Genomic DNA, 26,822 nt, shown 5'->3' with positions numbered 1-26,822 from the left:
ACCCCGCCCGGCCCACACCGCCCGGCCCACCCCGCCCGGCTCGGCCCGCATGAAATATCACCGCTACCGGTCCGCGGCGGCGGTCATCGGGCGGCAGCCAGCGTGCAGCCGGTCATCGCGCGGCAGTCGTCGGGCGGCAGTCATTGCGCGGCTGTCATCGGTAGGCACTCAGCGCGCGGCAATCGACGGGCGACGGGCGGTGGACAGCCGGGCGCCGGACAGCCGGGCGCCGGACAGCCGGGCGCCGGACAGCCGGGCGCCGGGCAGCCGGGCGGTGGGCAGTCAGTCTGGCCGGGCGCGGGATGCGGCAAGCGACGGGCGACGGGCGACGGGCGGTGGGCAGCCGGGCGGTGGGCAGTCGGTCTGGCCGGGCGCGGGATGACGACCAGGAACGTTCGGGTCAGCCCCCGCCGCCTGGCCGCCGCCGGAGTCGAAGCCCCGCCGCGAAGCGGTGGCAGCTGGTCTGGCGGGCGCAGGAGGCCAGCCAGGAAGCATCGGGCAGCTGAGCGTCGGGCAGCTGAGCCGGTGAGCAGCTGAGCCGGTGAGCAGCTGAGCCGGTGGGCTGCTGCGCGGTGGGCAGCTGGTCTGGCGGGGGCGGGGCGGCCGGTCAGGAAGGGGCTGGTCCGGAGGAGGTGGGCAGGAGGCTGGCGGCGTGGCGGCCGGCGACGGCGGCGGAGATGAAGTAGACGTGGTCTTCGAGGAGGCCGCGGCCCATGGTTGAGAGCGGGACCGGGCTGGCCTGCAGGGCGGCGTCGAGGCCGTCGGTCGGGATCTCCACGATGCGGTGCAGGGTGGTCAGGGGGGCGAGGGCCTCGGTGACCTCTTTGGCCAGGTCGGCCGGGAGGTCTGCGGGGACGGGGAGGTCGGCGGGGACCAGGGCGACCTTCCCGTAGGCAGTCAGGCTGTGGTGGGACACGCCGCGGTGGCGGGGGCGGGCGTCGCCGTCGGAGATGCGCAGGGAGCCGATCGGGCGGCCGCCGAGGGTGACCGTGGCGTTGACCGCTTCGCCGAGGGCCACGCCGGAGAAGCCCCAGGGTGTGCCGGTGCCGAGGTTGCCGGGGCCCTGGGCGACGATGGTGATGTCGGCGTTCAGGACGTGGCGGGCGGCGAGCAGGCCGGTGTGCACGGTGCTGGCTTCCAGGTCGCCGCCGAAGGCCTGGCCGGTGGTGATCGTGCCGGTCAGGTGGTCTGCGAGGCCGGCGAGGGTGCGGGAGAACCAGGCCGGGAGGGCGCCGCCGTCGGTCATCACGTAGGCGACGCGGGCGTCGGGGCGGTCGGCGTGGATGCCGGCGAGGATCGCGGGGAGCGCCGAGTGCAGGTCGGCCAGGACCACCGGCATGTCGTCGAGGGTGTCGGCGGTGGCCATGACCGCGTGGTGTGGGGAGGCTTCCTCGTCGACGCCGAGCAGGATCGGCTGCAGGGGTGTGTAGCGGGCCTTCACCAGGTGGCCGGAGTCGCGGGTCGTGCCGTCCTGGACGGGGTCCGGGGGCAGGCGGTCGGGCAGGGCCACGACCAGCGCGTAGCCGCCGGTGCCAAGACCCATGACCAGGGCGCCGACGTTCAGCAGGACGCGGTCGCCGGGCACGGGGGTGCCGACCAGCTCCGGGTAGGCCAGCGCCTTGACCATGCCTTCCGGCGTTCCGACGACCAGTTCGATCGCGCCGCGCCACTCACGGCGTACCGATGAAACCATCCCTGACCGCCACCGCATCATGGCCGCGACCCTATATGTCGTCCCCGCCGTCCTTGTGGTTGCGTCCGGCCGTGCCGCGGGTGGGGTCGAGGAAGACGTAACGGATGCCGGGGTAGCGGCTGCGCAGGCGGCGTTCGGCCTCGTCGGAGGCCTCTTCGATCTCCGCGCCGGTGACTGTGTCGTCGAAGTCGACCTTCGCGGCGACCAGGATGTCGCCGGGGCCGAGCTGCATGGTGAGCAGGGTCGGCACCGCGGTGACGACCGGGATGGCGGCGAGGTCCTCGGCGATCTGGTTGTGCATGCGGCGCGGCACCGCGCGGCCGACCAGCAGGGACACGTTGCTGCGGGCCAGGATGAATGCGACCACCAGCAGCAGCAGGCCGATCGCGATCGAGGCCAGGCCGTCCCACAGCTCGTCACCGGTCAGCTGCACGCCGAGGACGCCCAGCGCGGCCAGGATGAGGCCGATCAGGGCCGCGGAGTCCTCGAAGTAGACCGCTTTGACGGTGGTGTCCGGGGTCAGCCGCAGGAACCGGAACGGCGTGATGCCCCAGCGCCTCGACTCGCCCGCGACCTGCTTCTTCGCCCGCAGGAACGAGGTGCCCTCGGCGACGAACGAGACCGCGAGCACGACGTACGACAGCAGGAAGTCGCCGCTGTGCTCGCCCGCCAGGACCGTGGTGACGCCGTGGTAGATGGAGAAGCCGGCGCCGCCGATGAACGTGAACAGCGCGGCGATGAACGCCCAGACGAAGCTCTCCTTGCCGTACCCGAACGGGTGACGTTCGTCGGCCGGTTTCGACCCGCGGCGCAGCGCCACGTAGAGGAAGACCTCGGTGATCGTGTCGGCCAGCGAGTGCGCGGCCTCCGACAGCATCGCGGCCGAACCGGACAGCATGCCCGCGACCAGCTTCGCGGCGGCGATCACCAGGTTGGCGCCGCCCGCGACGATGACCGTACCGACGCTCTCGTTCTCCCCGCCGCCCTCGGGCGTGTCACCCACCGCGAGCGCTTCCGCACCGGCCAGCCCCACCTTGGGCGAGTCGGGGTCGTTCTGCGAGGTGGGGGCGGTTTGGGTGGGGGGTGAGTTCTCGGGCACGGGGTCATCCTTCCCCTTGGTGGTTACAGATAACCGCGTACGGACTGCGCGTAACGCCACATCGCCGCCGGGCTGCTAGCGTTTCGGTCGTGTCGCGCACCCGTACCGAGCGCCTGGTGAACCTGGTCATCTGCCTTCTCTCCACACGACGGTTCCTGACCGCCGCGCAGATCGCCGCGACCGTACCCGGTTACGAGCACGACCCGGAGGACCCGCGCGACCACGACGCGTTCCAGCGCAAGTTCGAGCGCGACAAGGCCGAGCTGCGTGAGCTGGGCGTGCCGCTGGAGACCGGCCTGGCCAGCGCGTTCGACACCGAGCACGGCTACCGCATCGCCCACCGCGAGTACGCCCTGCCCGACATTCCGCTCGAGCCTGACGAGGCGGCCGCCGTCGGCATCGCCGCGCGGCTCTGGCAGCACGCCGGGCTGGCCGCCGCCGCGTCGTCCGGGCTGGCCAAGCTGCGCGCCGCCGGCATCGAGGTCGACCCGCAGGCGACTCTGGGCGTCGAGCCGGTCGTCACCGTCGATCCGGCGTTCGGGCCGCTCACCGCCGCGGCGCGGGCCCGGCGGGCGGTGACGTTCTCCTACCGCGTGCCGGAGGTCGACGAGCCGACGGTCCGCCGCCTGCAACCGTGGGGCGTGGTCTGCTGGCAGGGCAAATGGTACGTCGTCGGGCACGACCGCGACCGTGACGCGACCCGCTGTTTCCGGCTGTCCCGGATCGTCGGGACGGTCCGCGCCGTGGGCCAGTCCGCCGCGTTCACCCCGCCGCAGGACGTCGACCTGATCGGCCAGGTCGCGCACTTCTCCGGGCCGGTCGCGAAGGACCGGCGTGCCACCGTCGTCGTGCGCCCGGGCCGGGCCGCGGGCCTGCGCCGCTGGGCGATCGAGACCGTGCCGGGCCCGGACGGCGACCGGCTCACCATTCCCTACTCCGACTCCGAGTGGCTCGCCTCCCGGCTGGTCGGCTATGGCGCCGACGTGCGCGCCGACGGCCCGCCCGAGCTGCGTGACCTGGTCATCCAGCAGCTCAAAGAGGTCGTCACGCGGTACCAGCCCGTGGCTGCGGGGGTGCTCTCGTGACGCCGCCGCAGCAGCGCACGCCCGTGTCGCGCCCGACGGGCGGTGACCGGCTCGGGCGGCTGCTCAACCTGGTGCCGTACCTCCTGGCCCGTCCGGGGATCGAGGTGGCAGAGGCCGCCGCCGACTTCCACGTCAGCGTCCAGCAGCTGCGCGAGGACCTCGAGCTGCTGTGGGTCTGCGGCCTGCCCGGCTACGGCCCCGGCGACCTGATCGACATGGCGCTGGACGGCGACCGGGTGACGATCACCTACGACGCCGGCATCGACCGCCCGCTGCGGCTCAACCCGGACGAGGCGCTGGCCCTGGTCGTGGCGCTGCGGATGCTCGCCGAGACACCCGGCATCGGCGCCCGCGACGCGATCGAGCGGGCGCTGGCGAAGATCGAGAACGCGACGGGGGACCTGGGTGACGCGCCCGTCGCGGTGCGGCTGCCGGCCGGCACCGAGCGCCTCGACGCGATCCGGGACATCGTCGAGCGCCACCACGCGATGCGGATCACCTACTACACGGCCGCGCGGGACGAGACGAGCTCGCGGATCGTCGACCCGATGCGGGTGCTGATGGTCGGCAACCGCGGATACCTCGAGGCGTGGTGCCGGCGGGCCGAGGCGACGCGGCTGTTCCGGGTGGACCGCATCGACGCGTACGAAGAGCTCGAGGAACCCGCCGCTCCACCGGAGCGGGCCGTGCCGCACGACATGAGCGACGGGGTGTTCCAGCCGTCGGCCGATCTGCCCCTGGTCTCCGTCCGGGTCGGGCGGGGCAGCCGGTGGATCACGGAGTACTACCCGTGCGAAGAGGTGCGGCGGGACGGCGACGAGTGGCTGGTGACCATGCGCGTCACGGATCTCGGCTGGGCGCAGCGGTTGCTGCTCGGGCTCGGCTCCGACGTCACCGTGCTCGGGCCGCCCGAGCTGGTCGCGCAGATCCGCGGCCAGGCCGAGGCGGCGCTCGATCAGTACGCCACCCCGGCACCGTAGGATTCCCGCCATGGTGTTGTGGATCGTTGTCGCGGTGGTGGTTCTCGCCCTGATCATCCTGGGTGCGTCGGTGCTGTCCGTGATGGGCCGGTTGTCCGGCCTGGACCGCGCGTTGCGGCGCCTGCTGCTGCGTCAGGAACAGGCGACGCGGCTCCAGCAGGGTGCCGAGGAGCTCCAGGAGAAGATCGAGGGACTGCAGAAGCGGGCCGAGCTGGCCCAGGAGCAGGTCGCGGTGATCAAGGCCGGGCGCGGCGCCGATAACGGAAAGCACTCTTTACAGAGCGCTCCCGCTGCGTGGTAGCGTGCCGGTCCCGTGCCGTTGTCCGAAAATTCCTCGGCTCGGCCGGCAAACAATGCGGTCCGGCAGGACTCACTCCCAGCAACCGCACGTACGATGGACCCCGCACAGTTTCGATCCACGCTCGTCCCGAACCGACTGGAGTTTCCCATGGGCGCCCTGAAGCCATGGCACATCGCCGTCATTGTCGTCGTGCTCGTGCTGCTCTTCGGCGCGAAGCGTCTGCCTGACGCCGCCCGGTCGCTCGGCCGGTCGTTGCGGATCATCAAGGCCGAGACCAAGGGCCTCGTCGACGGTGACGACAACGTCGCCGAGAAGGCCGAGCCGCAGTATTCGCGCCAGCCGATGCAGGGTGAGGTCACCAACCCCGCCCAGCAGGGGTACGCGCAGCCCGGCTACGCGCCGCAGCCCGGTTACCAGCAGCCCGCGCCCAACGGTTACCAGCAGCCGGTGCAGAACGGCTACCCGCAGGGTCCGCAGCAGCCGCCGGCCCAGCCGTACGTGGACCCGGTGCAGCGCACCAACGACCGCTGACCCACCATGGCCGTCTCCCTGCGCCGCAATCAGGGGCCTAGCAAGTTCGAGCAGGCCTCCGACGGTTCCATGACGCTCATGGAGCACGTGCGGGAGCTGCGTAACCGGCTCTTCTGGGCCGCCATCGGCATCGTCGCCGGCCTGATCGTCGGTTTCTTCGTCTCGCACTGGGTCTTCGACATCCTCAAGGCCCCCTACTGCGACCTGCCCAGCTCGATCGGCGTCAACGGCAACTGCGAGTTCATCACGCTCGGCGTCGCCGACCAGCTGATCCTGCGCCTCAAGATCGCCCTCTGGGTCGGCCTGGTCCTCGGGGCCCCGGTCTGGCTGTTCCAGCTGTGGGCGTTCGTCGCTCCGGGCCTGCACCGCCACGAGCGCAAATGGGCGTACGTCTTCGTCGGCATCGCCGCCCCGCTGTTCGCCGCCGGCGTGACCCTCGCATACGTGATCATCGGTCACAGCCTGGTGTTCATCATGGACGCCGGTGTGCTGGGCGCACCGACCAAGCTCGAGGTCACGTCGTACGTCGGCTTCGTCATGAACATGCTGCTGCTGTTCGGCGCGGCGTTCGAGTTCCCGCTGATCCTGCTCATGCTCAACTTCACCGGCGTGGTCACCGCGAAGCGGCTGCTCAGCTGGTGGCGCGTCGTGGTCTTCCTGTCGTTCGCGTTCGCCGCGATCGCCACCCCCGACCCCGGCCCGTTCGGCATGACGCTGCTCGCCGCCTGCATGGTCTTCCTGTACTTCATCGCGGTCGGCGTCTCGGCGATCAACGACAAGCGCAAGGGTCGCGGCAAGGAGATCTACGCGGACCTCGACGACGACGAGATCTCGCCGCTCGAGGAGGAACGCGTCCCCGTCGGCGTCTCGGACCGGGTCGACGGACTGGCACCGGTCGAAGCCCCGGAACCGGTCGCCAAGCCGCTCCCGATCGAGAGCCGCTACGACGACATGACCTGACGGTCTGTGCATTGACTTGAGGGCCCTCGCGCGAGCGGGGGCCCTCAGTCGTTGAAGGCCTCCCGGCAGTGGCGGAGCAGTTCCCGCAGGGCCGGGCTCACGGTGCGCGGCCAGGTCAGGGCCAGGACGGCCGGCTCGGTGGCATCACCGATCGGCAATGAGCGCAGCTCGGACTCCGCGGCCATGGAGGCGCTGAGCACCGCGACACCCATCCCGCGCCGGGCGAGATCCATGATCGCTGCGGGTGCGCTCGCCTGCAGCGCGATGTCCGGTGTGACCCCGCTTGCCGCGCACGCCCGGTCGAAGACGGTCCGGATGCCCGTGCCCCGGGGCAGGCAGATCACCGGGTACGCCGCGATCTCCGCGAGGGTGCTGTGCTGCCGCGCCGTCAGCGGATGACCGTCGGGGACCAGAGCCACGAGGCCCTCGCTGATGATGGGCATCGCCTGGACCCCTTCCGGCGTAGCGGTCGCCGTGCCCACGAGGGCCAGGTCGATCGCGCCGGTACGGACGCCGCTGAGAAGCTCGTCGGAGTTGTCCTCGCGCAGGACGAGGTCGATCCCGGGGTGCGCACTGTGGAAGCGGGCGAGCGCGTCGAAGAACGGCGTGATCGTGCAGCCCGTCACCATGCCCACCGCCAGCCGCCCCCGGACCAGACCGTTGACGTCGTCCACTCCGCTTCGCAGCTCCTGCACCGCCGTCAGGGCCGCCCGGGCATGGCGGAGGGCAACCTCACCGGCCGCGGTCACGGTGGCACGCCGCCCGGACCGGTCGATGAGGGTGGCACCGAGCTCGTGCTCGAGCTGGCGGATCTGCGCGCTGACCCCGGACTGGCTGATCCGGACCCGCTCGGCCGCGCGGGTGAAGCCGGCCTCCTCGGCCACGGCGATCAGGTATTCGAGCTGCCTTAATTCCATAACTGCAGATTCTAGCTTCCATCAAAATAACATCTTGGACTTCTGGTACGCGCTGCGTCAGGGTGGTCACATGGCAGATCACGAGAAGGCACTCAGGCCCGAGGACCTCACCCGGCTGTTCGTCGAGCGGGCCAACGCCAGGGACGCGGCGGGGATCGCGGCGTTGTACGAGGAGGACGCCGTCATGGCGTACCCGCCGGGACAGCAGACCGTCGGACGGGTCGCCATCCGGGAGTTCTGGGAGAAGGTGCTCACCTCGGCGCCGCGGTTCGAGCAGGAGCCGCCGCTGCCCACGCTGATAAGGGGCGACATCGCGCTCACGTCCACGCCGCCCAGGGACGGGTCCGGTGCTCGCGCCCAGGTCGTACGGCGCCAGAGCGACGGCAGCTGGCTGCGGCTGCTCGACCAGCCCGAGTTCGTCACCCCCGCGAAGGCCTGACGGCTCTAGGCTGCGCCCATGCGTGATGGTGGGATAGCGGTTCTGGTGAATCCGCGGGCCGGGCGGGGACGGCATCGTGGGCTGCTTCCCGGCGTTCTGGAAGCTCTGGGGCGCTCGGGACGGCCCGTGCGGGTATTGACCGCGGACGACGGCGTGGGGGCGGAGGAAGCCTGTCACCGGGCCGTTGCCGAGGGCGCGGGGGCGCTCGTGTCCGTGGGCGGGGACGGCACGGTGCACCGGGCGCTGCAGGCCGTGGCGGGGAGCGAGGTGCCGCTCGGGGTGGTGCCGGCCGGGACGGGTAACGACTTCGCGAGCGCGGTTGGCGTACCCGCAGAGGCCCTGGAGGCTGCGGAGGCGATCTCCCGTGCCCTGCGTGACGGGCGGGACGGGCGTGTTGATCTGGCCAAGGTGGTCACGGGCGACGGGGCGGTGCGGTGGTTCGGGGCGGTGCTGGCTGCCGGGTTCGACGCGATCGTGAACGAGCGGGCCAACGCGATGCGGTGGCCGCGCGGGCCGCGGCGCTACGACCTGGCGATCGCGCTGGAGCTGGCGCGGCTGCGGACCCGTCGTTACGAGCTGGTGCTCGACGGTGTGGAGCACAGCTTCGACGGAGTGCTGGTGGCGATCGGAAACGGTCACAGTTATGGCGGCGGGATGCGGATCTGCCCGGCCGCCGATCCGCGTGACGGGCTGCTCGACGTGGTGATCGGCGGTGCTCTCGGGCGAGCCGCGCTGACCCGGCTCAGACCCCGGCTACGGCGCGGCACCCACGTCAGCGATCCCGAGGTCACGGTGTTTCGCGCGCGGGAGGTGCGGGTCGGGGCCGAGGGCATCGTCGGGTACGCGGACGGCGAGCGGGTCGCCGCGCTGCCGCTGACGGTCAGCTGCGAGAAGGGAGCCGTCCGGTTGCTGATCTGAATCCGCTGTCAGTGCCCGGCGGGGCGGGCCGAAGCATCAGATGAAGCCGTCGTCGGAGTTCGGGAGGCAACATGCAGATCGGTTCTTCCAGCGCCAGCCTGATCTCGAAGTACCTCACGCCCGACGCCGCTACCGCCGACGCCGGCCCGGCGGCAGCCACGGCCACGGCGACCGTCTCCGACCACGTCGCCGCCGTGGACGAGCAGGCGCCCATCCGCAGCGTTTCCACCACCCAGGGCACGCTGGTCGACACGTACCTCTGAGGTTTCAGCCCGCCCCTCCTGAGGTCCTCAGCCGGAACAGCCGGCCAGGGCCAGTGAGGCGCTGAGTCCGTTGCTGCGGCCCGGCTCGGCGGCCGGTAGGACCAGTGCCGCGCATCCCGCCTGGACCGCGCCCGCGTCGGCGGGGGTGTCACCCACCATGAGGGTGTGCTCCGGGTCGACGCCGAGCATGCCGCAGGCGCGCAGGAAGATGGCCGGGTCCGGTTTGGTGCGGCCGATCTCGTAGGACAGGGCGAACGCGTCGATGAGCCCGTCGAGGCCCCACTCGGCGAAGTGCGGGCGGATGTCGAAACCGATGTTGCTCACCACCGCCACCTTGATGCCCGCTTCGTGCAGAGTGCGCAGCGTCGGCTCGGTGTCGGCGTAGGGGAGCCAGCCCGCCGGGCCTATGCCCCGGTCGTAGAGCGCGTCGGCGAGCCCTTCCACATCCGTCATGACCGTTTCGGCCAGACCCGTGTAGGCCGCGCGGTGACTGTGCTCGTAGAGATCCCGGTCGGCCCAGTGCTCGGCGAGGTGGATGGGCACCCGGCGGGGCATCGGACCACCCGCGCGGCCGGCTGTGACCAGGCGGTCCGCGAGGATCGTCGCCTTGACGCGGTCGAGGTCGGCACCGCAGGCGGCCGCTGCCGCGGTGACCCAGGTGACCGGTTCCTCGACCTGGGCGAGGGTGCCGTGGAAGTCGAAGAGGACGGCTTGCACCCGGCGGGGCGATCTTCTGATGGTCGATTCGGCGGCATCCGGCACGCCGTGCACCATACCCAGCGGCCCGGACGCAACTGTCGGCAACCGCCCGGTGAGCCACGACCTTCGTTGTGTCACACCCACGCATTAGCCTTGTGTTCATGACGAGCCCCGCCGAACGCTATGCGGATTCCAAGAGGCGGGCGGCCCGCTTGGCCGAGTTTCCCGCGCTCGAGGATTTCATGCTGGATGTCGGCTTCGACCTGGACGACTTCCAACGGCAGGCCTGCGAGGCCCTGGAGCGTGGCAGCGGTGTGCTGGTCTGCGCTCCCACCGGCGCGGGCAAGACGGTGGTCGGCGAGTTCGCGGTGCACCTCGCGCTGCGTTCCGACGGCTCCGGCCAGCGCCGCAAGTGTTTCTACACCACCCCGATCAAGGCGTTGTCCAACCAGAAGTACCACGACCTCGTCGCCCGTTACGGCGCCGATCAGGTCGGCCTGCTGACCGGTGACAACGTCATCAACGGCGATGCGCCCGTGATCGTGATGACCACCGAGGTGCTGCGCAACATGCTCTACTCGGGCTCGTCGAGCCTGCAGGGGCTGGCCTATGTGGTGATGGACGAGGTGCACTATCTCGCCGACCGGTTCCGGGGCGCGGTCTGGGAAGAGGTGATCATCCATCTGCCCGCTTCGGTGACCTTGGTCTCACTGTCCGCGACGGTCAGTAACTACGAGGAGTTCGCCGACTGGCTCGTGACGGTGCGGGGCGAGACCGAGGTCGTCGTCAGCGAGCACCGGCCCGTCCCGCTGTGGCAGCACATGCTCGTCAGCAAGCGGATGTTCGACCTGTTCCACGACGCCGACGCGGCCCGCAAGCACGACGTGCACCCCGAGCTGCTGCGCTATTCCCGCGAGATGCTGCGCCGCCTCGAGTTCAGCGAGCGCACCACCGGCGGCGGGTGGAACAACCGCGGCGGGCGCCCCAAGCGCTGGCAGCCGCCACCGCGCGCCGAGGTGGTGGACCGGCTCGACCGGGCCGGGCTACTGCCCGCGATCCTGTTCATCTTCAGCCGCGCCGGGTGTGACGCCGCCGTGCGTCAGTGCCTCGACGGCGGCCTGCGCCTCACCGATCCCGAGGAGCGCACCGAGATCCGCCGGATCGCCGAGGCGAAGGTCGCGAGCATCCCCGCCGAGGACCTGTCGGTGCTGGGCTACTGGGAGTGGCTCGACGGCCTGGAGCGCGGGGTCGCCGCGCACCACGCCGGCATGCTGCCCGCGTTCAAGGAGGCCGTCGAGGAGTGCTTCGTGCGCGGGCTCGTCAAGGCGGTCTTCGCCACCGAGACGCTCGCGCTCGGCATCAACATGCCGGCCCGCTGCGTCGTGCTCGAACGCCTCGTCAAGTTCAACGGCGAGGCCCACGTCGACCTGACCCCGGGGGAGTACACCCAGCTCACCGGCCGGGCCGGGCGCCGCGGCATCGACGTCGAGGGCCACGCCGTGGTGCTGTGGAGCCCCGAGGTCGACCCGCGGCACGTGGCCGGGCTCGCCTCGACCCGCACCTACCCGCTGCGCTCCAGTTTCCGCCCGTCCTACAACATGGCGGTCAACCTGGTCGGCACGGTCGGCGCCGACAAGTCCCGCGACCTGCTCGAGTCGTCGTTCGCCCAGTTCCAGGCGGACCGCTCGGTGGTCGGCCTGGCCCGCCAGGTCCAGCGCAACGTCGACACCATGCAGGAGTACGGCTCCGACGGCGCCTGCCACCACGGCGACTTCGACGAGTATTTCGGGCTGCGCATCGCGATCGCCGACCGCGAGCGGTCCATCGCCCGCCAGGGCAACCAGCAGCGCAAGGCCGCCGCGGTGTCGTCGCTGGAGAAGCTGCGCATCGGTGACGTGATCCGCGTGCCGCACGGGCGCCGCGCCGGGCTCGCCGTGGTCCTCGAGCCGCCGGCCGGCGGGTTCGGCGAGCCCCGGCCGCTCGTGCTCACTCAGGACCGCTGGGCCGGGCGGATCGGCCCCGGCGACTTCCCCAGCGGCCCGGTGGAGGTGCTCGACCGGCTGCGCATCCCCAAGCACTTCAACCACCGCTCACCCGGCGCCCGCCGGGACCTCGCCGCGGCCGTCAGCGCCACCGGCCATGACCGGCACGACCGCCCCGGCGGCCGGCGCGGGCGCAACAAGGGCGGGGTCCCCGGGGAGGACGCCGAGATCGCCCTGCTCAAGATGCAGATGCGCCAGCACCCCTGTCACGCCTGCCCCGACCGCGAGGAGCACGCCCGCTTCGCCGAGCGCCGCCACCGCCTCGAGCGGGACACCAGCGCGCTGCGCGACAAGGTGGCCGGCCGCACCGGCTCGCTGGCCCGCACCTTCGACCAGGTCGTCGCGGTGCTCACCGCCCGCGGGTATCTGTCCGCCGACGGCGAGGTCACCGACGCGGGCCGGATGCTCGGCCGGATCTGGACCGAGGCCGACCTGCTCGTCGCCGAATGCCTGCGCAGCGGCGTCTGGGAAGGCCTCGCCCCGGAGGAGCTGGCCGCGGCCGTCTCCATGGTCCTCTACGAGTCCCGCCGCGAGGGTGACGACCGCGCCTCGGTCCCCAAGGGAGCCACCCAGGCCGCGGTCGAGGCCTGCCAGAAGCTGTGGGCGGAGATCGAGGCCCAGGAGGCCGAGCACGAGCTCTCCCTCACCCGCGAGCCCGACCCCGGCTTCGTCTGGCCGATGTACCGCTGGGCCAAGGGCGAACCCCTCGCCCGTGTCCTGGCCAGCGGCAACAACTACGAGACGGACATGCCCGCGGGCGACTTTGTGCGCTGGGCCCGCCAGGTCCTCGACCTGCTCGCCCAGATCCGCGACGGGCGCGCCGCCACCCCCGGCATCCGCGACGCTGCCCGCAAGGCGATCACCGCGGTCAACCGGGGGGTGCTGGCGTACCACTCAGGTCTGTGAATGCCACACGCGTGCCTCGCTCTCGAAGAGGGCGGGGTCGCTGTGGACCGGGACCACGCAGAGCAGATGACCGCCCGGCGCCCGCAGGACGTGACAGTCGAGCCACCGATCAACCTCGACGGCACCGAGCGCGAGCAGCCGGGCGGTCTCCGCGTCCACGTCGTCGGTCTCGATGTCGACGTGATAGCGCGGCTCCGAACCGATCCGCTGAACGTCCAGCTCCAGCTTGGGGAAAGCGCCGACCAGCGCGATGAACTGCGGCTCCGACGGCTCCGGAACGGCCGGCACCCCGAGCGCCGCCGACCAGAAACCAGCCGCGGCATCCGCATCGGGGGTGTCGATGAAAAGCCCGTAAAGACGACTCTTGTGCATGCGACTATCCTCGCGCGATCGACAGCGCAAAGGGCACCGGACCGAGCTGCGCGATCAGCGGGCGGACCATGAGCACAAACGATTCCGGCCACCACGCCTGCTCCACCCCGCCCAGGTCGAGCACCCATTCCCGCGGCCACCCGAGCTCCGCCAGCAACCCCACAACCACGCCTTTCGCCGCCGGGTCGTCCCCACACAGGAATACCGACACGGGTACGCCCAGAGCGCCCGGATCTACCATGAGTGCCGCCGGCCCCACGGTGTTCAACGCCTTCACGACCCGCGTATCAGGCAGTATCCGCTGGAGCTCCGCCGCGAGGTTGCGATAGAGCAGCCGCTCGGCGAACCCGTCCGCCCCCTGCACCACCGCATTGGCGACATCGACGAGCACCTTCCCGGCAAGCACATCTTTCAGCGGCCCGAGCACCTCGACCGCCACCGCCCCGGGCAACGCGTTCACCACGACGTCGGCGCCGGCCAGCGCGGCGACGGTGAGCCGCCCCATCCGCACTTCGTGGCCCGCCGCGGCCAGTTTCGGCTGCAATGCCCGCGCCACGTTGCCGGCGCCGAGGATCCCGATCACGCTCATGCGCCGACGGTAGGGTCGGAATCGTCTGCCGCGACAGTAGGCACTTCAACGTGCTCGGGGGGCTCCATGGGGCGTACGAAATATCTGGCATCGATGGCCGAATGCCCGACCCACCGCCTGCTGCAACGCCTCGGCGGCCGATGGGTGTGCCTGGTCCTGAAAGAACTCGCCGCAGGGCCGTTGCACCGCGGCGAACTCGGCCGCGTCATCGCCGGAGCAACCCCCAAAATGCTCACCGAAACGCTGCGCACCCTGGAACGCGACGACCTGATCTCCCGGACCGTCCACGAAGGCGTGCCACCCCGCGTGGAATACGCCCTGACCCCGCGAGGAGCGAGCCTGATGCCGGTGATCGAGGCGGCGACGGAATGGGCCGAGCGGAACCGTTTGCCGGGCGCATCGTGAAGACCCCGCGGCCCCGGCCCTTCACCGCTTTCGTCAGCTTCTCTTGCCTGTTCGCCCTGCGGCTCGCGGCGCGGCACGGGGTCTGGTGGCTGCTCGCGATTCCCGTGCTGACCGGGTTCGGCTGGTGATTGTCGCGGTACCAGAGAAGCTGGCATGCTGCCGCTGAGCGCTACGTGACATCTGTCAGGGGACATCGATGACAGACGACGGCGGTGGGGGCCGGCGGGGGCCGCGACGATTGGTGCATGCGCCGAATTGGTCCTGCCGTTGCCCTGTTCTTCCTGTCGCCTCTGGTTGCTGAATTTCTGCTCGGCGACTTCACGCTCGTCATGCTGCCGCTGTTGCTGATCCTCGCGCCCCTCTACGGCGGTGCGGCTGTTGTCATTCGCGAGCTTGTGCGGCGTACCGACAGGGGCTGGCCTTCCATTGTTCTGCTCGGTCTTGCCTATGGGGTGCTCGAAGAGGGAGTGATCACCCAATCGCTGTTCGATCCGGGGTATGCCGGGGCGCATCTGCTCGATGAGGGGTTCGTGCCGGCGCTGGGGATCGCGGTCCCGTGGACGTTGTTCGTGCTGACGTTGCACACCGTGTGGAGCATCAGTGTGCCGATCGCGCTCGTCGAAGAGGCGGGCGTTCGGCGTACGGTGCCGTGGTTGCGTACTCCAGGGCTGGTCGTAGTTCTGGTGCTGCTCGTGCTGGGGGCTTTCGGGACCACGATGTTCTCGTATTCGAGTGACCATTTTCTCGCGCCGTGGCCGCAACTGGCCGCCGTGGTCGTGATTGTCGCGCTGCTGGTGACGGTGGCGTTCCGGCTTCCCGCCGGCGGCTCGGTGGGCCGGCCCGGTCGTGGCGTTGCGCCGAGCGCGTGGGTGGTGTTCGGCGTGGTTCTGGTGGCGGGGGCGCTGTTCATGGGGACGAAGTGGCTGCCCGACGCTGCCGGTGTCCCGGCGATGCTGACCGCGTTCGTTCTGGCGGGGGTGACCCTCGCGGCCTGGTCGCGGCGGGCGGGGTGGGACGGGTGGCACCGGCTCGCTGCGGCTGCGGGCGGGCTTCTCACGTACGGATGGAACAGCTTTTTCATGCAGCCGCTCGCCGGCGGCGGGCCGGTCCTCACCCCGCTCAGCCAGGCCGTGTTCGCCGTCGGCGCCCTGGCCCTCGTCCTGGTGGTGGCCAGGCGCCTGCGCCGCTCGCCGGCCGAGCCCGCGATGACACTGGACCGGGCGGCAGTGGACCGGCCGGCAGTGGACCGGCCGGCAGTGGACCGGCCGGCAGTGGACCGGCCGGCAGTGGACCGGCCGGCAGTGGACCGGCCGGCAGTGGACCGGCCGGCACTGGACCGGGCGGCAGTTATCACGCGGCATTGACCGGGGGCGGTGATCACGCGGCACTGGCCGGGGCGGCGGTGATCGTGGCGGCACTGGCCGGGGCGGCGGTGATCGTGGCGGCACTGGCCAGGGCGGCGGGAATCTTGGCGGCACTGGCCGGGGCGGCGGTGATCGTGGCGGCACTGGCCAGGGCGGCGGGAATCTTGGCGGCACTGGCCAGGGCGGCGGTGATCGGGGTGGCTCGGACCGTCGCGGCGGTGAGCGGGGTGGCGTTGACCGGGGCGGTACTGGGCATAGCGGCGGTACTGGGCATAGCGGCGGTGAGGGGGATGGGCGGCGGTGAGGGGGATGGGCGGGGTGCGGCAGGATGGCGGGGTGTCCCTTGATCTTGATTTGGCGCGGCGGGCTGCACTTGCCGGGGCGGCCGTTGCGATGCGTCATTTTGCCGCGTTGTCCGAGTTGTCGCGGGAGTTGAAGGCTGACGGCAGTACCGTCACGGCGGCTGACCGGGAGTCGGAGGAGGCGATCCGGGAGGTTCTGCGGCGGGAACGGCCGGATGACGCGTTGCTCGGGGAGGAAGGCGGCGCCGCGGGTGCCGGGCGGCGGCGGTGGATCATTGATCCGATCGATGGGACGGCGCAGTTCGTGGCCGGGGACGATCGGTGGCTGGTGCTGGTCGCGCTGGAGGAGGACGGTGAGATCCAGGCAGGGGTCGCCGTCACGCCGGCGCAGGACGCGATCTGGTGGGCGCAGCGTGGTGGCGGTGCCTACTGGTCGGCCCTTGACGGTTCGCGGGAACGCCGGGTGTCGGTGGCGGCGGGCGGGACGGATCTGGTCGACGGCAGCCGGCTCGGGGTGATCCCGTGCGCGCCCAACTATCTCGACTCCGACCGGGTCATCGCGGCGCCGCTGGCCGCGCGGGCCGCCGAGTCCGAGTGGGATGTGCATGCCGCGCTGCTCGTGGCGAGCGGGGAGCTGGATCTGGCGGTGCAGACGCGCGGGCAGATCTGGGACTTCGCGGCCACCTCGCTGATCGTGACGGAGGCCGGCGGGGTCTACGGCGGAGCCGACGGTGTGCGGGGGCCACGGGAGGGCACGTCGCTGTTCGCCCGCAGTCCCGAGCTGTGGCAGGCGGCGCACGAATTCCTCTGGGGATAAAGGCGCACGACGCACTCTGGGGATAGGCGCACGACGCACTCTGGGGATAAACCGGCGCCCTGCGGGGGAACCGGTCCGGGTACGGGTCTGGCATGGTGGGACGGTGATCGATACCGATGCCGCGCTCGAGGCCGTGGTTGCGCATGTCGTGGAGTTCGAGGACGAGTTCGAGGTCATCGAGCCGACGTTCCTGAGGCTCGTGGAGTCCGGGGACGTCGCGCTGGTGCCCCGGTTGCATGAGGTGCTCGCCGCCTTTCTCGACGACGGGAACGCCTACGGGCGGGACCTGATCGCGGGGGTGCTGGCGGGGATCCAGGGGGTGTCGGCGCTGCCCGTGCTGCTCGGGGCGTCCACGCGGGACCTCGGGGACGACCAGGACGGATTGCAGGACGAGATCGTCGGGCTGCTCGAAGCCGACCCGGTGGCCGCGCGGGCTGCGGTCCTCGATTTTGCCGGAGCCGGAGCCGGAGCCGGAGCCGGCGCCGGAGCCGGCGCCGGAGCCGGCGCCGCGGCCGGAGCCGAAGCTGCGGCCGGTGCCGGTGCCGGTGCCGGGGCTGGGGCTGGGGCTGGGGCCTGGGCGGGTGGTGCCGGTGCGAGGCCCGTCGAGGTGCGGCGGGCCGGGGTGTGGGCGCTCGGGTACGTGGCGGAGCCGGGGGACATCGCGATGTTCGAGGCCGCGGCGGCGGATGGTGACGCCGAGGTGCGGGCGTTGGCGGTCGGCTCGGTCAACGACCCGGCGGGGGACGAGCGGGCGTTCCAGGTGATCGTGGGGGCGCTGCGCGATGCCGACGAGGGGGTCCGGATGGCGGCGGTGAGTGCGCTCGGGGCGACCGGGCGGGCCGATGCCCTGGCGCATCTGGAAACCGTCGCCGCTGACCCGGTCCCGCGGGTGCGGGATCTGGTGGCCTTCGCGCTGGGACGGATCCGCGACTCCGGAAAGCCGGCGTAACGGCGCGTCTACCGCAGGCTGAGCAGGGCGGCCGCGGCGCCGATCGTCAGGACGATGCTGACGATGCCGAGGACGCGCCCGATCAGGGCCGGGCCGACGCCGTGGGTGCCGCCGGTGCGGGTGCTGAGCACGATGGCGGCGATGCCGAGCAGGCCGCCGAGCAGGCAGAAGGAGAACGGGATCGCGAGGATGCCGAGGACCAGGGCGCTGCGGCCGGCGTTCTTGTCCGGCGGGGTCGGCGGGGCGGCGTTGCGTGGGTCCCACTGCAGGCGGGGTGGCAGATCCTGGACCTGGCCGAGCAGGTCGGAGGCGTAGGTGGCCGAGCTGACGGCCACCACGCGGTTGTCGTACTCGGGCTCGGGCAGGGTGCCTTCGGCGAGCGCCTGGTTGAGCAGGTCGATCACCTGGGTGCGGTGCACCGTCCCGATGCGTTCGTCCCTCATAGCGCGCCGAACGTATCGCATCGGGACAAAAGGGCGGGGCTATATGGGACTGGTTCGATGCAGCGTGATCGTGGTCCAGGCGCCGACGTGCACCCGGTCGCCCTCGGTCAGCGCCCGGCTCTGCCCGGCGGTGAGCGGTTTCTGCTCGTCGTTGAGGTAGGTGCCGTTGGTCGAGCCGAGGTCGGAGAGCAACCACACGCCGTCGACGCTGAGCGTCAGCAGCGCGTGGTTGTGCGAGACGCCCGGGTCGTCGTCCTTGAGGTCGATCTCCGGGGCGGTGCCCTTCGACGAGCTGCCGCGGCCGATGCGGATCTGCGGCGGCACCACGGCGACCGTACGCGGGGAGACCGCGGCCGGGAAGCTCACGCCCTCGATCGCGTTGGCCTCGAAGTATTCGCGGTCGGGCTCGATGCTCGCCGTCCACGTGGCCGGGGCCGGCGTGGCGACCGGCGCCGTGAGCACCGGGATCTTGCCCGTCTGATGATCGAACCCGCAGTCCTCGCAGAACCGCCCCGACCCGGCCCGCGGCGCCCCGCAGTGCGGACAGGGGTTGGCCGCTGTCGCGGGGGCAGCGGGCGCGGCAAGGGGAGCAGCAGGAGAAGACGCGCTGATCTTCGCGCCGCACTCGTCGCAGAAGTCGTCGGTGGACGACGTGTGGCCCTTCGGGCAGGCGTACGTCGTCACTGTGCCCGGCCCACCCGGACCGTCTTGGTGGAGCGGGTGTCGAGGGCCATCTCGTCGGCGGCCTCGACCTTGCGTCGCAGCCGCACCGTGCCGGTGACGGCGTCCTCGATGTCGACGACGGTGGCGAGCAGCTCCTCGGTGGCCTTGTTGCCGCTCTCGTGGGCGAGCTGCGCGGCGCGGCCGAACTTCATCGTGGCGGTGTGGTCGTCGCCGTTCTTGCGGGCCTCGATGCCGGCCTGGATGGCGTCGGCGAGCTCGGCCTGCCCGGTGTAGTGGGCGACCTGACGGTTGATCCGGGTGGACAGGGCGGAATCCTCGGTCCAGACCGCGCGGACCAGCGCCTGCGACAACACGTTCTCACCTTCCACGACGGACACCCGGGCCGCAAGCATCTCGTCGCCGGCCGCGCCCGGGGGCACGTCCACGCAGACGTGGTAGTCGCGAGCCTCGGCGCCCCACGAGCCGAGCGGGTAACGACCGGCGCGTGGCCCGTCCTGGACCCGTTTGCCGCTCAGATCGGCGACCTGCGGCTCGACCTGCTTGACGAAGCGGACCGTGGCGTTGACCGGGGTCCAGACCTTGAGCTGCACGTCGGCGCTGGTCTTGCCCATCGCGGAGGTCATCATCTGGGTGAAGGACGCGGCGAGATCCTCGGGGCGGGCCACGATGTCGACCGTGCCCAGCATGGCGTTCGCGACCTTGCGCAGCTCGGAGACCGTCCAGTTCGTGCCGACGCCGCGGCAGTCACAGGTGAACGAGCCACCGATCTCCGTCAGTACGCTCTCCAGGTACCCCTTGTACTCACCGTTCTCGCCGTCGGTGAGCAGGATCGCGTGCTGGATGTCGCCGGGGCGCTGCGCGAGGAGCTGCCCGGCGAGCTTGAGCCACGCCCCGATCGCGGTGCCGCCGTTGGCCTGCAGCCGGTCGATCGCGGTCACGGCCTGCGCGCGGGTCTCCTGCGTCGACACGGCGAGCTGCCCGGGCGCGGGGTAGAGCTGCTGCGCGGTGCTGACCCCGGCGATGATGGCGAAGTGGACGCCGTCGTCGATGCAGCCCACCGCGGCCTTGGCGGCCTGCCGGGCGGCCTGCATGCGCCCCTCGGCCTGCATCGAGCCGGAGCAGTCCACGATGATGATCTCGCTGGCCCCGGCCGTGCGCAGCCCGCCCTCCGCACCGGACGACGTGACGGTGACGATGGCGTTGACCTCGGTCGCGCCCAGGGCCAGAAACTCGTTCTGGAAGGTCTCCGCGGTGTATCCCATGACTCTCCTAGGGGGTTATCGGAGTGAGTGCGACAGTGATGTTGTCCGCGCCGCCCGCTTCCACGGCCAGGGTGGCCAGGGCGCGGGCTGCAGAGACAAGATCAGGATTGGTGTGTACGGCGGCCAGCACCGCGTTCGCGAAGGCGGCGGGCTCGGTGAGGTAGTTCCACAGCCCGTCGGAGCAGAGGACGAGGAGCCCCGGCGCCGTGACCTGGAGGGTGGCGCTGCGGGGCCGGACGATGCCCGCGTCGGCTCCGAGCCAGGCGGTGATCGCGTGCGCCTTCGGGTCGTTCCAGGCGGCCTGCGGGTCGGCGCCCATCGCGATCGCGTGGGTGGCCCACGAGTCGTCCTCGGTGAGCTGCTCGACGTGGGAACCGTCCAGGGCGATCCAGTAGGCGCGGCTGTCGCCGACCCAGCCGTAGGTGACCTCGCCGTCGCGGACCCGGGCGGCGACGATCGTGCAGGCCGGGTTGGACGCGGCCCGCCGCGGATCCCCGGCGGAGATCAGGTCGGCGACGGCGCGGGCGGCCTCCGAGATGGCGGCCTCCACGGTGGCGTCCAGGGCGAGTGCCTTGCCCGCGGCCTCGGCGGCGGCCTCGGAGGCCACGTCCGGGTCGGCGGAGGAGGAGACGCCGTCGCAGACCACGATGTCGGCGTCGGTGCCCCGCACAGCGAGCCACATGGCGTCCTCGTTGCGGTGGTGCCGGATGCCGCGGTCGGTCACTGCGGCCGCGACGGGCCCGGCGTCGGCCTCGACGTGGTCGCGGGGGCGCCCGGCGAGCATGCCGCAATTCTCGCAGTAGCCGTCGGTGCCCACCGTGCCGGTGGAGGCGCAGGACGCGCAGTCCGCGCCGACGGCTTTCGTGGCACCGGTTGCCAGCGGGCGCCCGCAGCTTTCGCAGAAGGCGGCACCGGCGGCGCGCTCGTCGGCGCAGACGGGACAGGAGTCGCTCATGTGCGGGTCCTCGGGCGGACGGAGTTGGCCTTGTCGACCAGGCTGATCTTCTCGGACCCGCTCACCGCGCGGGCCATCTCGCGGTAGGCGCCCTCCAGGGCGAACCTGACCTCGCGCTCGCGGGCGTTGCCGTCACCCGTGCCGAGCACCGCCTGCGGCACCTGCAGCCCACTGGCGATCGCGGTGAGCGCCCGTTCGAGCAGCTCGGCGCGGAGCGCGGCGATCTGGGCGGCCTCCATCTCGAGCTTCTCGATCAGCGCCGCGGCGGTGGCTAGCGCCGCCACGTCGGACGGGCCGCGGGACTCGGCGCGCACCAGCGCCCGCACGGCGCCGACCTGCGAGCTGCGGTACGCGGAGGACGTACCCGGAACGCGGTTGTAGGCCTCGACCGCGCCGTCGCGGTCGCCCACCTCCAGCCGGCACCGGGCCAGCCCCGCGGCAGCCGTGGTGTACGCCGGGTCGGTCCTGCTGACCACGTCGTAGTACGTGGCGGCCTGCGCATGCCGCCCCGCGAGCTCCAGGCTCAGGCCCAGCGCGAGTTTCGGCGCGAGCTCGCCCGGCAGCACCGAGTAGACCGCGTCGAACCGCTCACGGGCCCTGGCGTGGTCACCGGACGCCAGCGCGAGCAGGCCGTCGTACCACCCGACCCGCCAGTCCTGGCCGTAGGCGGTGACGATCGTGTTGAGCAGCTTGGTGGCGTGCGCGTGCGCGTCGGCACCGATGTCCACATACGCCCGCAGCGCCCGCAACTGCACCTCGATGGTGTGCTCGGGTGCCTTGCCCAGCAGCGCGAGCACCTCGCGCGGGTCGGTCACCGTCACCGAGGCCAGGAACGCGGCCGCCGGATCGGTCAGGTCCACCATCGGCGACGGCAGGTAACGCCACTGCGGCTCGTCGCGGCCCGCCTCGGTGCGCATCTCGCCGGTGAACAGCCGCGACGTCGCCGGCCGCGGGGTGCCGTCGGCGGCGGCGAGCACCTCGCGCAGCACGCCCAGCATCTGCTCGGTCATCTCGGCGGCGTCGACGAACCGCTCCGCCGGGTCGATCCGCGTGGCACGCAGCAGCAGGCGGTAGAACGACTCGTGCCGCTCGTACACCTCGAAGTCGCGGCGTTCGGGGAGGCTGTCCTTGAACGTGCTCTGGTAGCCGCGGAAGTCGGTGGTGAGCACGGCGAGCGTACGCCCGATGGTGAAAAGATCGCTCTGGATCGACGGCCCGGCGGTGGCCATCTCGGGTGCCTGGTAGCCCAGCGTGCCGTAGAGGGCGGCGTCGTGGTCGTCGATGTGCACCACGCCGCCGAGGTCGATGAGCTTGACCTGGTCGCCGGTCTGGATCACGTTGTCCGGCTTGAAGTCGCAGAAGATCAGCCCGCGGTCGTGCAGGTAGCCGAACGCGGGCATGACCTCGAGGGCGTACGCGAGGGCCTGGTCGACCGGCAGCGGATCGGCGTGCCCGGCCTGGGTGCGGCGGGTCTTGAGGATGTCCTTGAGCGACTCCCCGCCGACGTACTCCATGACGATGTAGCCGGCGCCGTCGTGCTCCACGAAGTTGTAGATCTTGACGATGCCGGGGTGCTCGACCTCGGCCAGGAACCGGCGCTCGGCCACCGCGGCGGCCAGGGCGTCCTCGTCACCGGAGTTGAGCAGGCCCTTGAGCACGACCCAGCGGTCCGAGACGTTCTTGTCGATCGCCAGGTGGATCCAGCCGAGCCCGCCGTGGGCGAGGGCGCCGACGACCTCGTACTGCCCGGCCACCAGGTCACCCTTGGTGAGTTTCGGGGTGACGTCGAAGGCCTCACCGCAGGAGGGGCAGAAGCCCGAGGTACGCCCGGGGCGGTCACCGCGGGACCGGCCGACGGCGTTGCCGCACTTCGCGCAGTACCGCTTGTCCTCGGGGACCTCCGCGACGGCCATGATCGCCGACGCGGGGTCACGCGGCTCCAGCGGCGCGACGTCGACCAGGCCACCCCCGAACCGTCGTCTGCTCACGCTGCGGGAGCTGCCGGTCCTGGCGGATCCTCCCGTACGCGTGGACAGCGCGGCCGTCCGCACGGAAGGCGCTGTCGCCGTCCGCGCTATGACCGGGTCGGCGCTGCCGGTCAGCGGTGGGCGCCGCGGCCTCGACCCGGCGGTGACCCCGGTGACCTCGGCGGGGGCCGCCTGCCGGGGAGCCGCGGCCGGAGCCGGGCTCTTCAGCGGCGCCATACCGCAGGTGTCGCAGTAGCCGTCCTCGATCGTCCCCGGGCAGTTCCGGCGGCATTTCATCTCGGGACCTCCCTGGTCAACGCGGCGACCGCGTCCTGATACGCCGCGACGGCGGCCCGTGCCGAGTCGAGGTTGACCGGCGCCTCGGTGAGCGCCGAGCGGGCCCGCTCGGCGAGCGGCACCAGTGTGCCGTGCTCGGCCAGCCCCCGGCTGCCCGCCTTGGCCCGGTAGGCGTCGAACCGGCCCCGCAGCTCGTTGCGCCCCGACAGCATGGCCGAGTTGCGCGTCGTGGCTTCGCTCAGGGCGGCGAGGCGCTCCCTGGCCTGCCGGGTCCACGCGGCGAGGCGGGGACTGATCAGCGCCCAGTGCCCCGCCGCCGCGAGCGCGTCGACGGCGGCCAGGTCGGGGCGCAGGTCGGGGCCGCCGACCCGGGCGATGTCGCCGTCGGCGAACCGGCCGGTCACGGCATCCTCGGCGGCTGCCGCGGTGTGCGCGGCGGCGGCGAGCCGGGTGGCCAGGCCGTGCGCGTCGGCGAGCCGCTGGGTCAGCGTCTCGCGCAGCTCACCGGCGGAGGTGCGCTCGGCGTCGGCGCGGTCCAGCAGCGCGCGGACCCGGTCGAGGATGTTGTCGTCGCAGCCGATCGGGTCGGTGGCGAGGGTGGCGGTGAAGTCGCCGAGCCGGGTGTCGGCCTCGTCGAGCGTCGCGGAGCTGGTGAGCGTACGCAGATGGGTCAGCCGGGCCGTCAGGTCGGCGGTCTCCGGCAGCAGCTTGCTCCACCGTTCACCGGCCCACGTCGCCACCGAGACGGCCGTGCGGAACGCGGCCTCCATCGCCGACAGCAGCTCGGCGGGGGAGCAGGTGGTGCTGACCTGGCCGGCGCCGAGCAGTCCCCGGCGGGCCAGCGGCACGGTCGTCGTGGACAGCGTGATCGAGCGGCCGAGCACCTGGTCGACGTAGACGGAGCGTTCCGCGTCACCGAAGCGCCGCTGCGCCCGGGTCGTGCGGGCCTCGGTGATCAGGGCGGTCAGCATCCCGTAGCCGTCCCACAGCTGGGTCAGCGCCGCGGTGGCGTCCTGCCACTGGGTCGCCGTGCGCCCGGTGAGCGGGCCCCGGTCGAGGTCCTTGCGGGCGCGGTTGTCGTCGAGGTCGACCAGGTTGGCCGCGATGGTGGCGGCGGCGGCCTCGAGGCGGGAGAGCTCATTGTCCGCGCGGGTCAGCAGCGCCGGGAACGGTCCGGTCATCGCCGCCGTCAGTCCTTGTACACCGCGGCGGGCGGCTTCGGCGCGGCGCCGAAGTCCCCGAGCCAGTGCTCGTACGTCTTCTTCCAGGTGCCGTTGGCGCGGTTCTTCTCCAGGACGGCGTTGACGAACCTGGTGAATTCCTTGTGGTCCTGGGAGATCGCCATGGCGTACGGCTCCTTGGACAACGGTGTGCCGACGACCTTGGCATACGGGTCCTGGGCGGCCAGCCCGGCGAGGATGGTGTCGTCCGTGGAGATCGCGTCGACCTGGTTGCGCTGGAACGCGACGAGGCAGTCGCCGAACGTCGGCTTACCGACCGCGACCGGGTGGGACGCGGCGAGCTTGATGTTGTCCAGCGAGGTGGAGCCGGAGGCCGCACAGACCTTCTTGCCGCCCAGGTCGGCGATGCCCTTGACGGCGGAGGTCGAGGAGACGAGGACCCGCTGCCCGGCGTCGTAGTAGACGGTGGAGAAGTCGGTGTCGCCCCAGCGCTCGCACGTGGCGGTCATGGTGTCCGCGACGAGATCGATCTTGCTGTCCTTGGCGGAGACGAGGTCGGAGCGGCCCTCGTACGGGATGACCTGAATCTTGATCTTGTCGGGATCGCCGAAGATGGCCTGCGCGATCTGCCGGCCCTGGTCGACGTCGAAGCCCTCGATCGTGCCGCTGAACGGGTTGCGCGAGCTGAACAGCAGGGTGTCCTGGCTGGTGCCCAGCGTCAGGTAGCCCCGGTCCTGGATCGTCTTCATGAACGTGCCGGCGGGCATGTTCCCCGGCGCCGGCAGCGCGCCCTGGGGCCGCAGGCTGGCCCGCGGGTTGCAGGACGTGTCCGCGGGCTTCTTCGCGCCGCCACCATCAGCGCCGGCGGACGGGGCAGCGGACGCGCGGACGCGGGCGGCGCTGTTGTCGGAGTCACCCGAGCACCCCGCGACGGCGAGCAGGGTGAGGGCCGCGACGGCAGCACAGACACGGTTTCGCATCAGCGGTACTCCTCCAGTCGGGCACGGAGGCCGGCGACGGCCAGGGCGGCGACCGCGAGTGCCAGGGCCGGCCCGAGAACGGTGAGCAGTCCGAGGCCGCGACCGGCGACGCTGCTCTCGTGGGTGAAGACGTCCTTGCGGTCATCGAGGGCCTTGCTGAGGCTGTCCGAGAGGCGCTGGAACGTCCGGGTCGTCTCCGTGCCGATCGCGAGCTTCACCGCGCCGGCGTAGTCGGCCTGGTCGTCCAGCGCGCGCACCTCTTTGTGGGCGGCGAGGTATTCCTGGTGGTACTCCTGCGCGGACTCCAGGGACTCCTCGGCGCGGGTGCCCTGCACGGAGCGCTCGGTCTCGTCGAGCACCCCGGCGAGCTTCTGCACCGTGTCCTTGAACTGCGTCTCGTTGTCGTCGTCACCGGCCCGGCCGACCAGCGTCAGCGCCTCGTAGCTGCGCTCGTTGAGGACGAGGATGCGGGCCTGGGCGAGCAGGGCGACCGGCCGGGAACCGCCCTCGTCGGCGTTGTGCAGGTGGTCGCGCTGGATGGTCAGGATCGTGAGCGTGGTGATCCCGAGCAGCGCGGTGACGACGGTGGCCGCGGCCAGCGGGACGTTGAACGTGCGCCGGGTGCGGGCGCTCAGCTGCACCTGGGTGATGAGGAGCATCGCGAGCAGCACGATCAGCAGCACGGTGAGCAGCGCCGACCAGAGCGAGCTGCGGGCGCTGGAGTAGGAGCCGTCGACCTCGACCTGCGCGGCGTGCAGCAGGGCCTCCGCCCGGGGCTGCAGGGTGACGCGGTTGAGCTCGGAGGCGGACGACAGGTAGGACGCGCCGAGCGGCAGGCCCTGCCGGTTGTTCGCCCGGGCGCTGGCGACCAGCGCGGTGTATTGCGGCAGGCCGATGGAGAGCTCGCGGACGGCCTGGCCGGCCTCGCTGGTCTCCGGGGAGAGCCGCGACGCCGACGCGATGGCCTGCGCCGCGCGGTCCAGGTCGGCCTCGTAGCGCTGGGTGAGGTCGGCGGGCTCCAGGCCACCGGCGAGGAACGCCTGCGTGGCGGTCGTGTCGGCGTCGGCGAGGGCGGTCCAGACGGTCTCGGCCTCGACCAGCAGCGGCTGGGCGCGGTCGCCGAGATCGTCGGTGCCGGAGCCGGCGGAGGCCGCGGTGATGCCCGCGACCAGCCCGGTGAGCAGGGCGACGGTGACCAGCGCGGTCAGCCGCAGCCGCAGCCGCCCGGGCGTGGTCCGGCGCAGGGCGGCCAGCCGCCGGAACGGGCCCGGGCGCTTGACGGTCACGGGTGGCGGCGCGGCGACCACCGTCGCGGGCGCGGGTGCCGGGCCGGCGGGGCGCGCCGGTGCCGTGCGTGCTGGTGCGGTCACACCCGACACTGTGCCGTATCCGCGCAAACGATCTTGTCCCAGGTGGCCTCTT

30 protein-coding genes are annotated in these 26,822 nt (G+C 71.9%); 14 read left to right on the top strand and 16 right to left on the bottom strand.

Annotation, left to right across the window (positions count from 1 at the left end):
• Positions 1 to 168: 168 nt before the first annotated feature.
• The 3 genes from Aco04nite_RS50100 to Aco04nite_RS36555 all read right to left on the bottom strand — a co-directional run bounded on the left by Aco04nite_RS50100 (position 169) and on the right by Aco04nite_RS36555 (position 2,696).
• Positions 169 to 267 (bottom strand): pentapeptide repeat-containing protein, encoded by a 99-nt coding sequence (locus Aco04nite_RS50100; protein WP_369076663.1) that lies wholly within the window; start codon positions 265 to 267, stop codon positions 169 to 171.
• Positions 268 to 607: 340 nt separating this feature from the next.
• Complete coding sequence (locus tag Aco04nite_RS36560) at positions 608 to 1,714, bottom strand: DUF3866 family protein (RefSeq protein WP_213001808.1); 1,107 nt, start codon at positions 1,712 to 1,714, stop codon at positions 608 to 610.
• 10 nt (positions 1,715 to 1,724) lie between these two features.
• The gene (locus tag Aco04nite_RS36555) at positions 1,725 to 2,696 is read right to left on the bottom strand and encodes a cation diffusion facilitator family transporter (RefSeq protein ID WP_244876560.1); all 972 of its coding nucleotides are present in this window, start codon (positions 2,694 to 2,696) and stop codon (positions 1,725 to 1,727) included.
• Positions 2,697 to 2,881: 185 nt separating this feature from the next.
• Between Aco04nite_RS36555 and Aco04nite_RS36550 the strand changes: the two genes are divergently transcribed.
• The 5 genes from Aco04nite_RS36550 to tatC all read left to right on the top strand — a co-directional run bounded on the left by Aco04nite_RS36550 (position 2,882) and on the right by tatC (position 6,649).
• Positions 2,882 to 3,877, top strand: coding sequence for a helix-turn-helix transcriptional regulator (locus tag Aco04nite_RS36550; protein WP_213001807.1), 996 nt, complete (start codon positions 2,882 to 2,884; stop codon positions 3,875 to 3,877).
• A complete protein-coding gene (locus tag Aco04nite_RS36545) occupies positions 3,874 to 4,857 on the top strand; it encodes a helix-turn-helix transcriptional regulator (protein ID WP_244876557.1) in 984 nt (327 codons plus the stop codon). Before Aco04nite_RS36550 ends, Aco04nite_RS36545 begins: the two co-directional genes overlap by 4 nt.
• Before the next feature lie 10 nt (positions 4,858 to 4,867).
• Positions 4,868 to 5,158: a hypothetical protein gene (locus Aco04nite_RS36540; protein ID WP_244876556.1), complete on the top strand. Its 291-nt coding sequence runs from the start codon at positions 4,868 to 4,870 to the stop codon at positions 5,156 to 5,158.
• Between the two features lie 147 nt (positions 5,159 to 5,305).
• Positions 5,306 to 5,689, top strand: a complete 384-nt coding sequence (gene tatA, locus Aco04nite_RS36535) for a Sec-independent protein translocase subunit TatA (RefSeq protein ID WP_213001806.1) — start codon at positions 5,306 to 5,308, stop codon at positions 5,687 to 5,689.
• 6 nt (positions 5,690 to 5,695) lie between these two features.
• Entirely contained in the window at positions 5,696 to 6,649 is a 954-nt protein-coding gene (gene tatC / locus Aco04nite_RS36530; RefSeq protein ID WP_213001805.1) for a twin-arginine translocase subunit TatC, read from the top strand.
• 44 nt (positions 6,650 to 6,693) lie between these two features.
• On the opposite strand, the gene Aco04nite_RS36525 is transcribed toward tatC, so the two are convergent.
• A complete protein-coding gene (locus Aco04nite_RS36525) occupies positions 6,694 to 7,566 on the bottom strand; it encodes a LysR family transcriptional regulator (RefSeq protein ID WP_213001804.1) in 873 nt (290 codons plus the stop codon).
• Between the two features lie 70 nt (positions 7,567 to 7,636).
• Here Aco04nite_RS36525 and Aco04nite_RS36520 point away from each other — a divergent pair, with 70 nt between their 5' ends.
• The 3 genes from Aco04nite_RS36520 to Aco04nite_RS36510 all read left to right on the top strand — a co-directional run bounded on the left by Aco04nite_RS36520 (position 7,637) and on the right by Aco04nite_RS36510 (position 9,186).
• Positions 7,637 to 8,005 carry a YybH family protein gene (locus Aco04nite_RS36520; RefSeq protein WP_213001803.1) on the top strand — a complete coding sequence of 123 codons (369 nt, stop codon included), beginning with the start codon at positions 7,637 to 7,639 and terminating at the stop codon, positions 8,003 to 8,005.
• Between the two features lie 18 nt (positions 8,006 to 8,023).
• The gene (locus tag Aco04nite_RS36515; RefSeq protein ID WP_213001802.1) at positions 8,024 to 8,923 is read left to right on the top strand and encodes a diacylglycerol kinase family protein; all 900 of its coding nucleotides are present in this window, start codon (positions 8,024 to 8,026) and stop codon (positions 8,921 to 8,923) included.
• Between the two features lie 71 nt (positions 8,924 to 8,994).
• Positions 8,995 to 9,186 carry a hypothetical protein gene (locus Aco04nite_RS36510; RefSeq protein WP_213001801.1) on the top strand — a complete coding sequence of 64 codons (192 nt, stop codon included), beginning with the start codon at positions 8,995 to 8,997 and terminating at the stop codon, positions 9,184 to 9,186.
• Between the two features lie 27 nt (positions 9,187 to 9,213).
• Here the strand turns inward: Aco04nite_RS36510 and Aco04nite_RS36505 are convergent, their stop codons facing one another.
• Positions 9,214 to 9,960, bottom strand: a complete 747-nt coding sequence (locus Aco04nite_RS36505; RefSeq protein WP_213001813.1) for an HAD family hydrolase — start codon at positions 9,958 to 9,960, stop codon at positions 9,214 to 9,216.
• A gap of 86 nt (positions 9,961 to 10,046) precedes the next feature.
• Between Aco04nite_RS36505 and Aco04nite_RS36500 the strand changes: the two genes are divergently transcribed.
• Positions 10,047 to 12,833 (top strand): DEAD/DEAH box helicase, encoded by a 2,787-nt coding sequence (locus Aco04nite_RS36500; RefSeq protein WP_213001800.1) that lies wholly within the window; start codon positions 10,047 to 10,049, stop codon positions 12,831 to 12,833.
• Here the strand turns inward: Aco04nite_RS36500 and Aco04nite_RS36495 are convergent.
• Positions 12,822 to 13,205, bottom strand: a complete 384-nt coding sequence (locus Aco04nite_RS36495) for a VOC family protein (RefSeq protein ID WP_213001799.1) — start codon at positions 13,203 to 13,205, stop codon at positions 12,822 to 12,824. The two genes, Aco04nite_RS36500 and Aco04nite_RS36495, sit on opposite strands and share 12 nt — an antisense overlap.
• A gap of 4 nt (positions 13,206 to 13,209) precedes the next feature.
• On the bottom strand, positions 13,210 to 13,794 hold the full coding sequence (locus Aco04nite_RS36490) for an NADPH-dependent F420 reductase (RefSeq protein WP_213001798.1): 585 nt from the start codon (positions 13,792 to 13,794) through the stop codon (positions 13,210 to 13,212).
• A gap of 66 nt (positions 13,795 to 13,860) precedes the next feature.
• Here Aco04nite_RS36490 and Aco04nite_RS36485 point away from each other — a divergent pair, with 66 nt between their 5' ends.
• From Aco04nite_RS36485 to Aco04nite_RS36480, 3 genes are all read left to right on the top strand, one after another.
• Entirely contained in the window at positions 13,861 to 14,199 is a 339-nt protein-coding gene (locus Aco04nite_RS36485) for a winged helix-turn-helix transcriptional regulator (protein WP_213001797.1), read from the top strand.
• Positions 14,196 to 14,327 carry a hypothetical protein gene (locus tag Aco04nite_RS49810; protein WP_280519468.1) on the top strand — a complete coding sequence of 44 codons (132 nt, stop codon included), beginning with the start codon at positions 14,196 to 14,198 and terminating at the stop codon, positions 14,325 to 14,327. Before Aco04nite_RS36485 ends, Aco04nite_RS49810 begins: the two co-directional genes overlap by 4 nt.
• Positions 14,328 to 14,444: 117 nt before the next feature.
• Positions 14,445 to 15,563 (top strand): hypothetical protein, encoded by a 1,119-nt coding sequence (locus Aco04nite_RS36480; protein ID WP_213001796.1) that lies wholly within the window; start codon positions 14,445 to 14,447, stop codon positions 15,561 to 15,563.
• Between the two features lie 13 nt (positions 15,564 to 15,576).
• Here Aco04nite_RS36480 and Aco04nite_RS36475 read toward each other — a convergent pair whose 3' ends face one another.
• On the bottom strand, positions 15,577 to 15,819 hold the full coding sequence (locus Aco04nite_RS36475; protein WP_213001795.1) for a hypothetical protein: 243 nt from the start codon (positions 15,817 to 15,819) through the stop codon (positions 15,577 to 15,579).
• Between the two features lie 53 nt (positions 15,820 to 15,872).
• Between Aco04nite_RS36475 and Aco04nite_RS36470 the strand changes: the two genes are divergently transcribed.
• Both Aco04nite_RS36470 and Aco04nite_RS36465 read left to right on the top strand, forming a co-directional pair.
• Positions 15,873 to 16,682 (top strand): inositol monophosphatase family protein, encoded by an 810-nt coding sequence (locus tag Aco04nite_RS36470; protein ID WP_213001794.1) that lies wholly within the window; start codon positions 15,873 to 15,875, stop codon positions 16,680 to 16,682.
• Between the two features lie 103 nt (positions 16,683 to 16,785).
• Positions 16,786 to 17,631, top strand: a complete 846-nt coding sequence (locus tag Aco04nite_RS36465; RefSeq protein ID WP_213001793.1) for a HEAT repeat domain-containing protein — start codon at positions 16,786 to 16,788, stop codon at positions 17,629 to 17,631.
• An 8-nt stretch (positions 17,632 to 17,639) separates the two neighbouring features.
• Here the strand turns inward: Aco04nite_RS36465 and Aco04nite_RS36460 are convergent, their stop codons facing one another.
• From Aco04nite_RS36460 to Aco04nite_RS36425, 8 genes are read right to left on the bottom strand one after another with little or no spacing between them, the layout of a single operon-like run.
• Positions 17,640 to 18,074 carry a DUF1707 SHOCT-like domain-containing protein gene (locus Aco04nite_RS36460; RefSeq protein WP_213001792.1) on the bottom strand — a complete coding sequence of 145 codons (435 nt, stop codon included), beginning with the start codon at positions 18,072 to 18,074 and terminating at the stop codon, positions 17,640 to 17,642.
• A gap of 39 nt (positions 18,075 to 18,113) precedes the next feature.
• The gene (locus Aco04nite_RS36455) at positions 18,114 to 18,758 is read right to left on the bottom strand and encodes an FHA domain-containing protein (RefSeq protein WP_213001791.1); all 645 of its coding nucleotides are present in this window, start codon (positions 18,756 to 18,758) and stop codon (positions 18,114 to 18,116) included.
• Positions 18,755 to 20,020 carry a vWA domain-containing protein gene (locus tag Aco04nite_RS36450; RefSeq protein ID WP_213001790.1) on the bottom strand — a complete coding sequence of 422 codons (1,266 nt, stop codon included), beginning with the start codon at positions 20,018 to 20,020 and terminating at the stop codon, positions 18,755 to 18,757. The genes Aco04nite_RS36455 and Aco04nite_RS36450 overlap by 4 nt, the downstream gene beginning before the upstream one ends.
• A 7-nt stretch (positions 20,021 to 20,027) precedes the next feature.
• Positions 20,028 to 20,975, bottom strand: coding sequence for a PP2C family protein-serine/threonine phosphatase (locus tag Aco04nite_RS36445; protein WP_213001789.1), 948 nt, complete (start codon positions 20,973 to 20,975; stop codon positions 20,028 to 20,030).
• The gene (locus Aco04nite_RS36440) at positions 20,972 to 23,239 is read right to left on the bottom strand and encodes a serine/threonine-protein kinase (RefSeq protein ID WP_213001788.1); all 2,268 of its coding nucleotides are present in this window, start codon (positions 23,237 to 23,239) and stop codon (positions 20,972 to 20,974) included. Before Aco04nite_RS36440 ends, Aco04nite_RS36445 begins: the two co-directional genes overlap by 4 nt.
• Complete coding sequence (locus Aco04nite_RS36435) at positions 23,236 to 24,420, bottom strand: hypothetical protein (RefSeq protein WP_213001787.1); 1,185 nt, start codon at positions 24,418 to 24,420, stop codon at positions 23,236 to 23,238. Before Aco04nite_RS36435 ends, Aco04nite_RS36440 begins: the two co-directional genes overlap by 4 nt.
• A gap of 8 nt (positions 24,421 to 24,428) precedes the next feature.
• Positions 24,429 to 25,400 carry a glutamate ABC transporter substrate-binding protein gene (locus tag Aco04nite_RS36430; RefSeq protein ID WP_213001786.1) on the bottom strand — a complete coding sequence of 324 codons (972 nt, stop codon included), beginning with the start codon at positions 25,398 to 25,400 and terminating at the stop codon, positions 24,429 to 24,431.
• Positions 25,400 to 26,770 (bottom strand): GlnX family signal transduction membrane protein, encoded by a 1,371-nt coding sequence (locus tag Aco04nite_RS36425; protein ID WP_244876554.1) that lies wholly within the window; start codon positions 26,768 to 26,770, stop codon positions 25,400 to 25,402. Before Aco04nite_RS36425 ends, Aco04nite_RS36430 begins: the two co-directional genes overlap by 1 nt.
• Positions 26,771 to 26,822 lie beyond the last annotated feature (52 nt).

It is taken from the genome of Winogradskya consettensis, from assembly GCF_018332715.1.
GTDB lineage: Bacteria > Actinomycetota > Actinomycetes > Mycobacteriales > Micromonosporaceae > Actinoplanes > Actinoplanes consettensis.
This window is presented reverse-complemented; position numbering and strand designations above follow the sequence as displayed.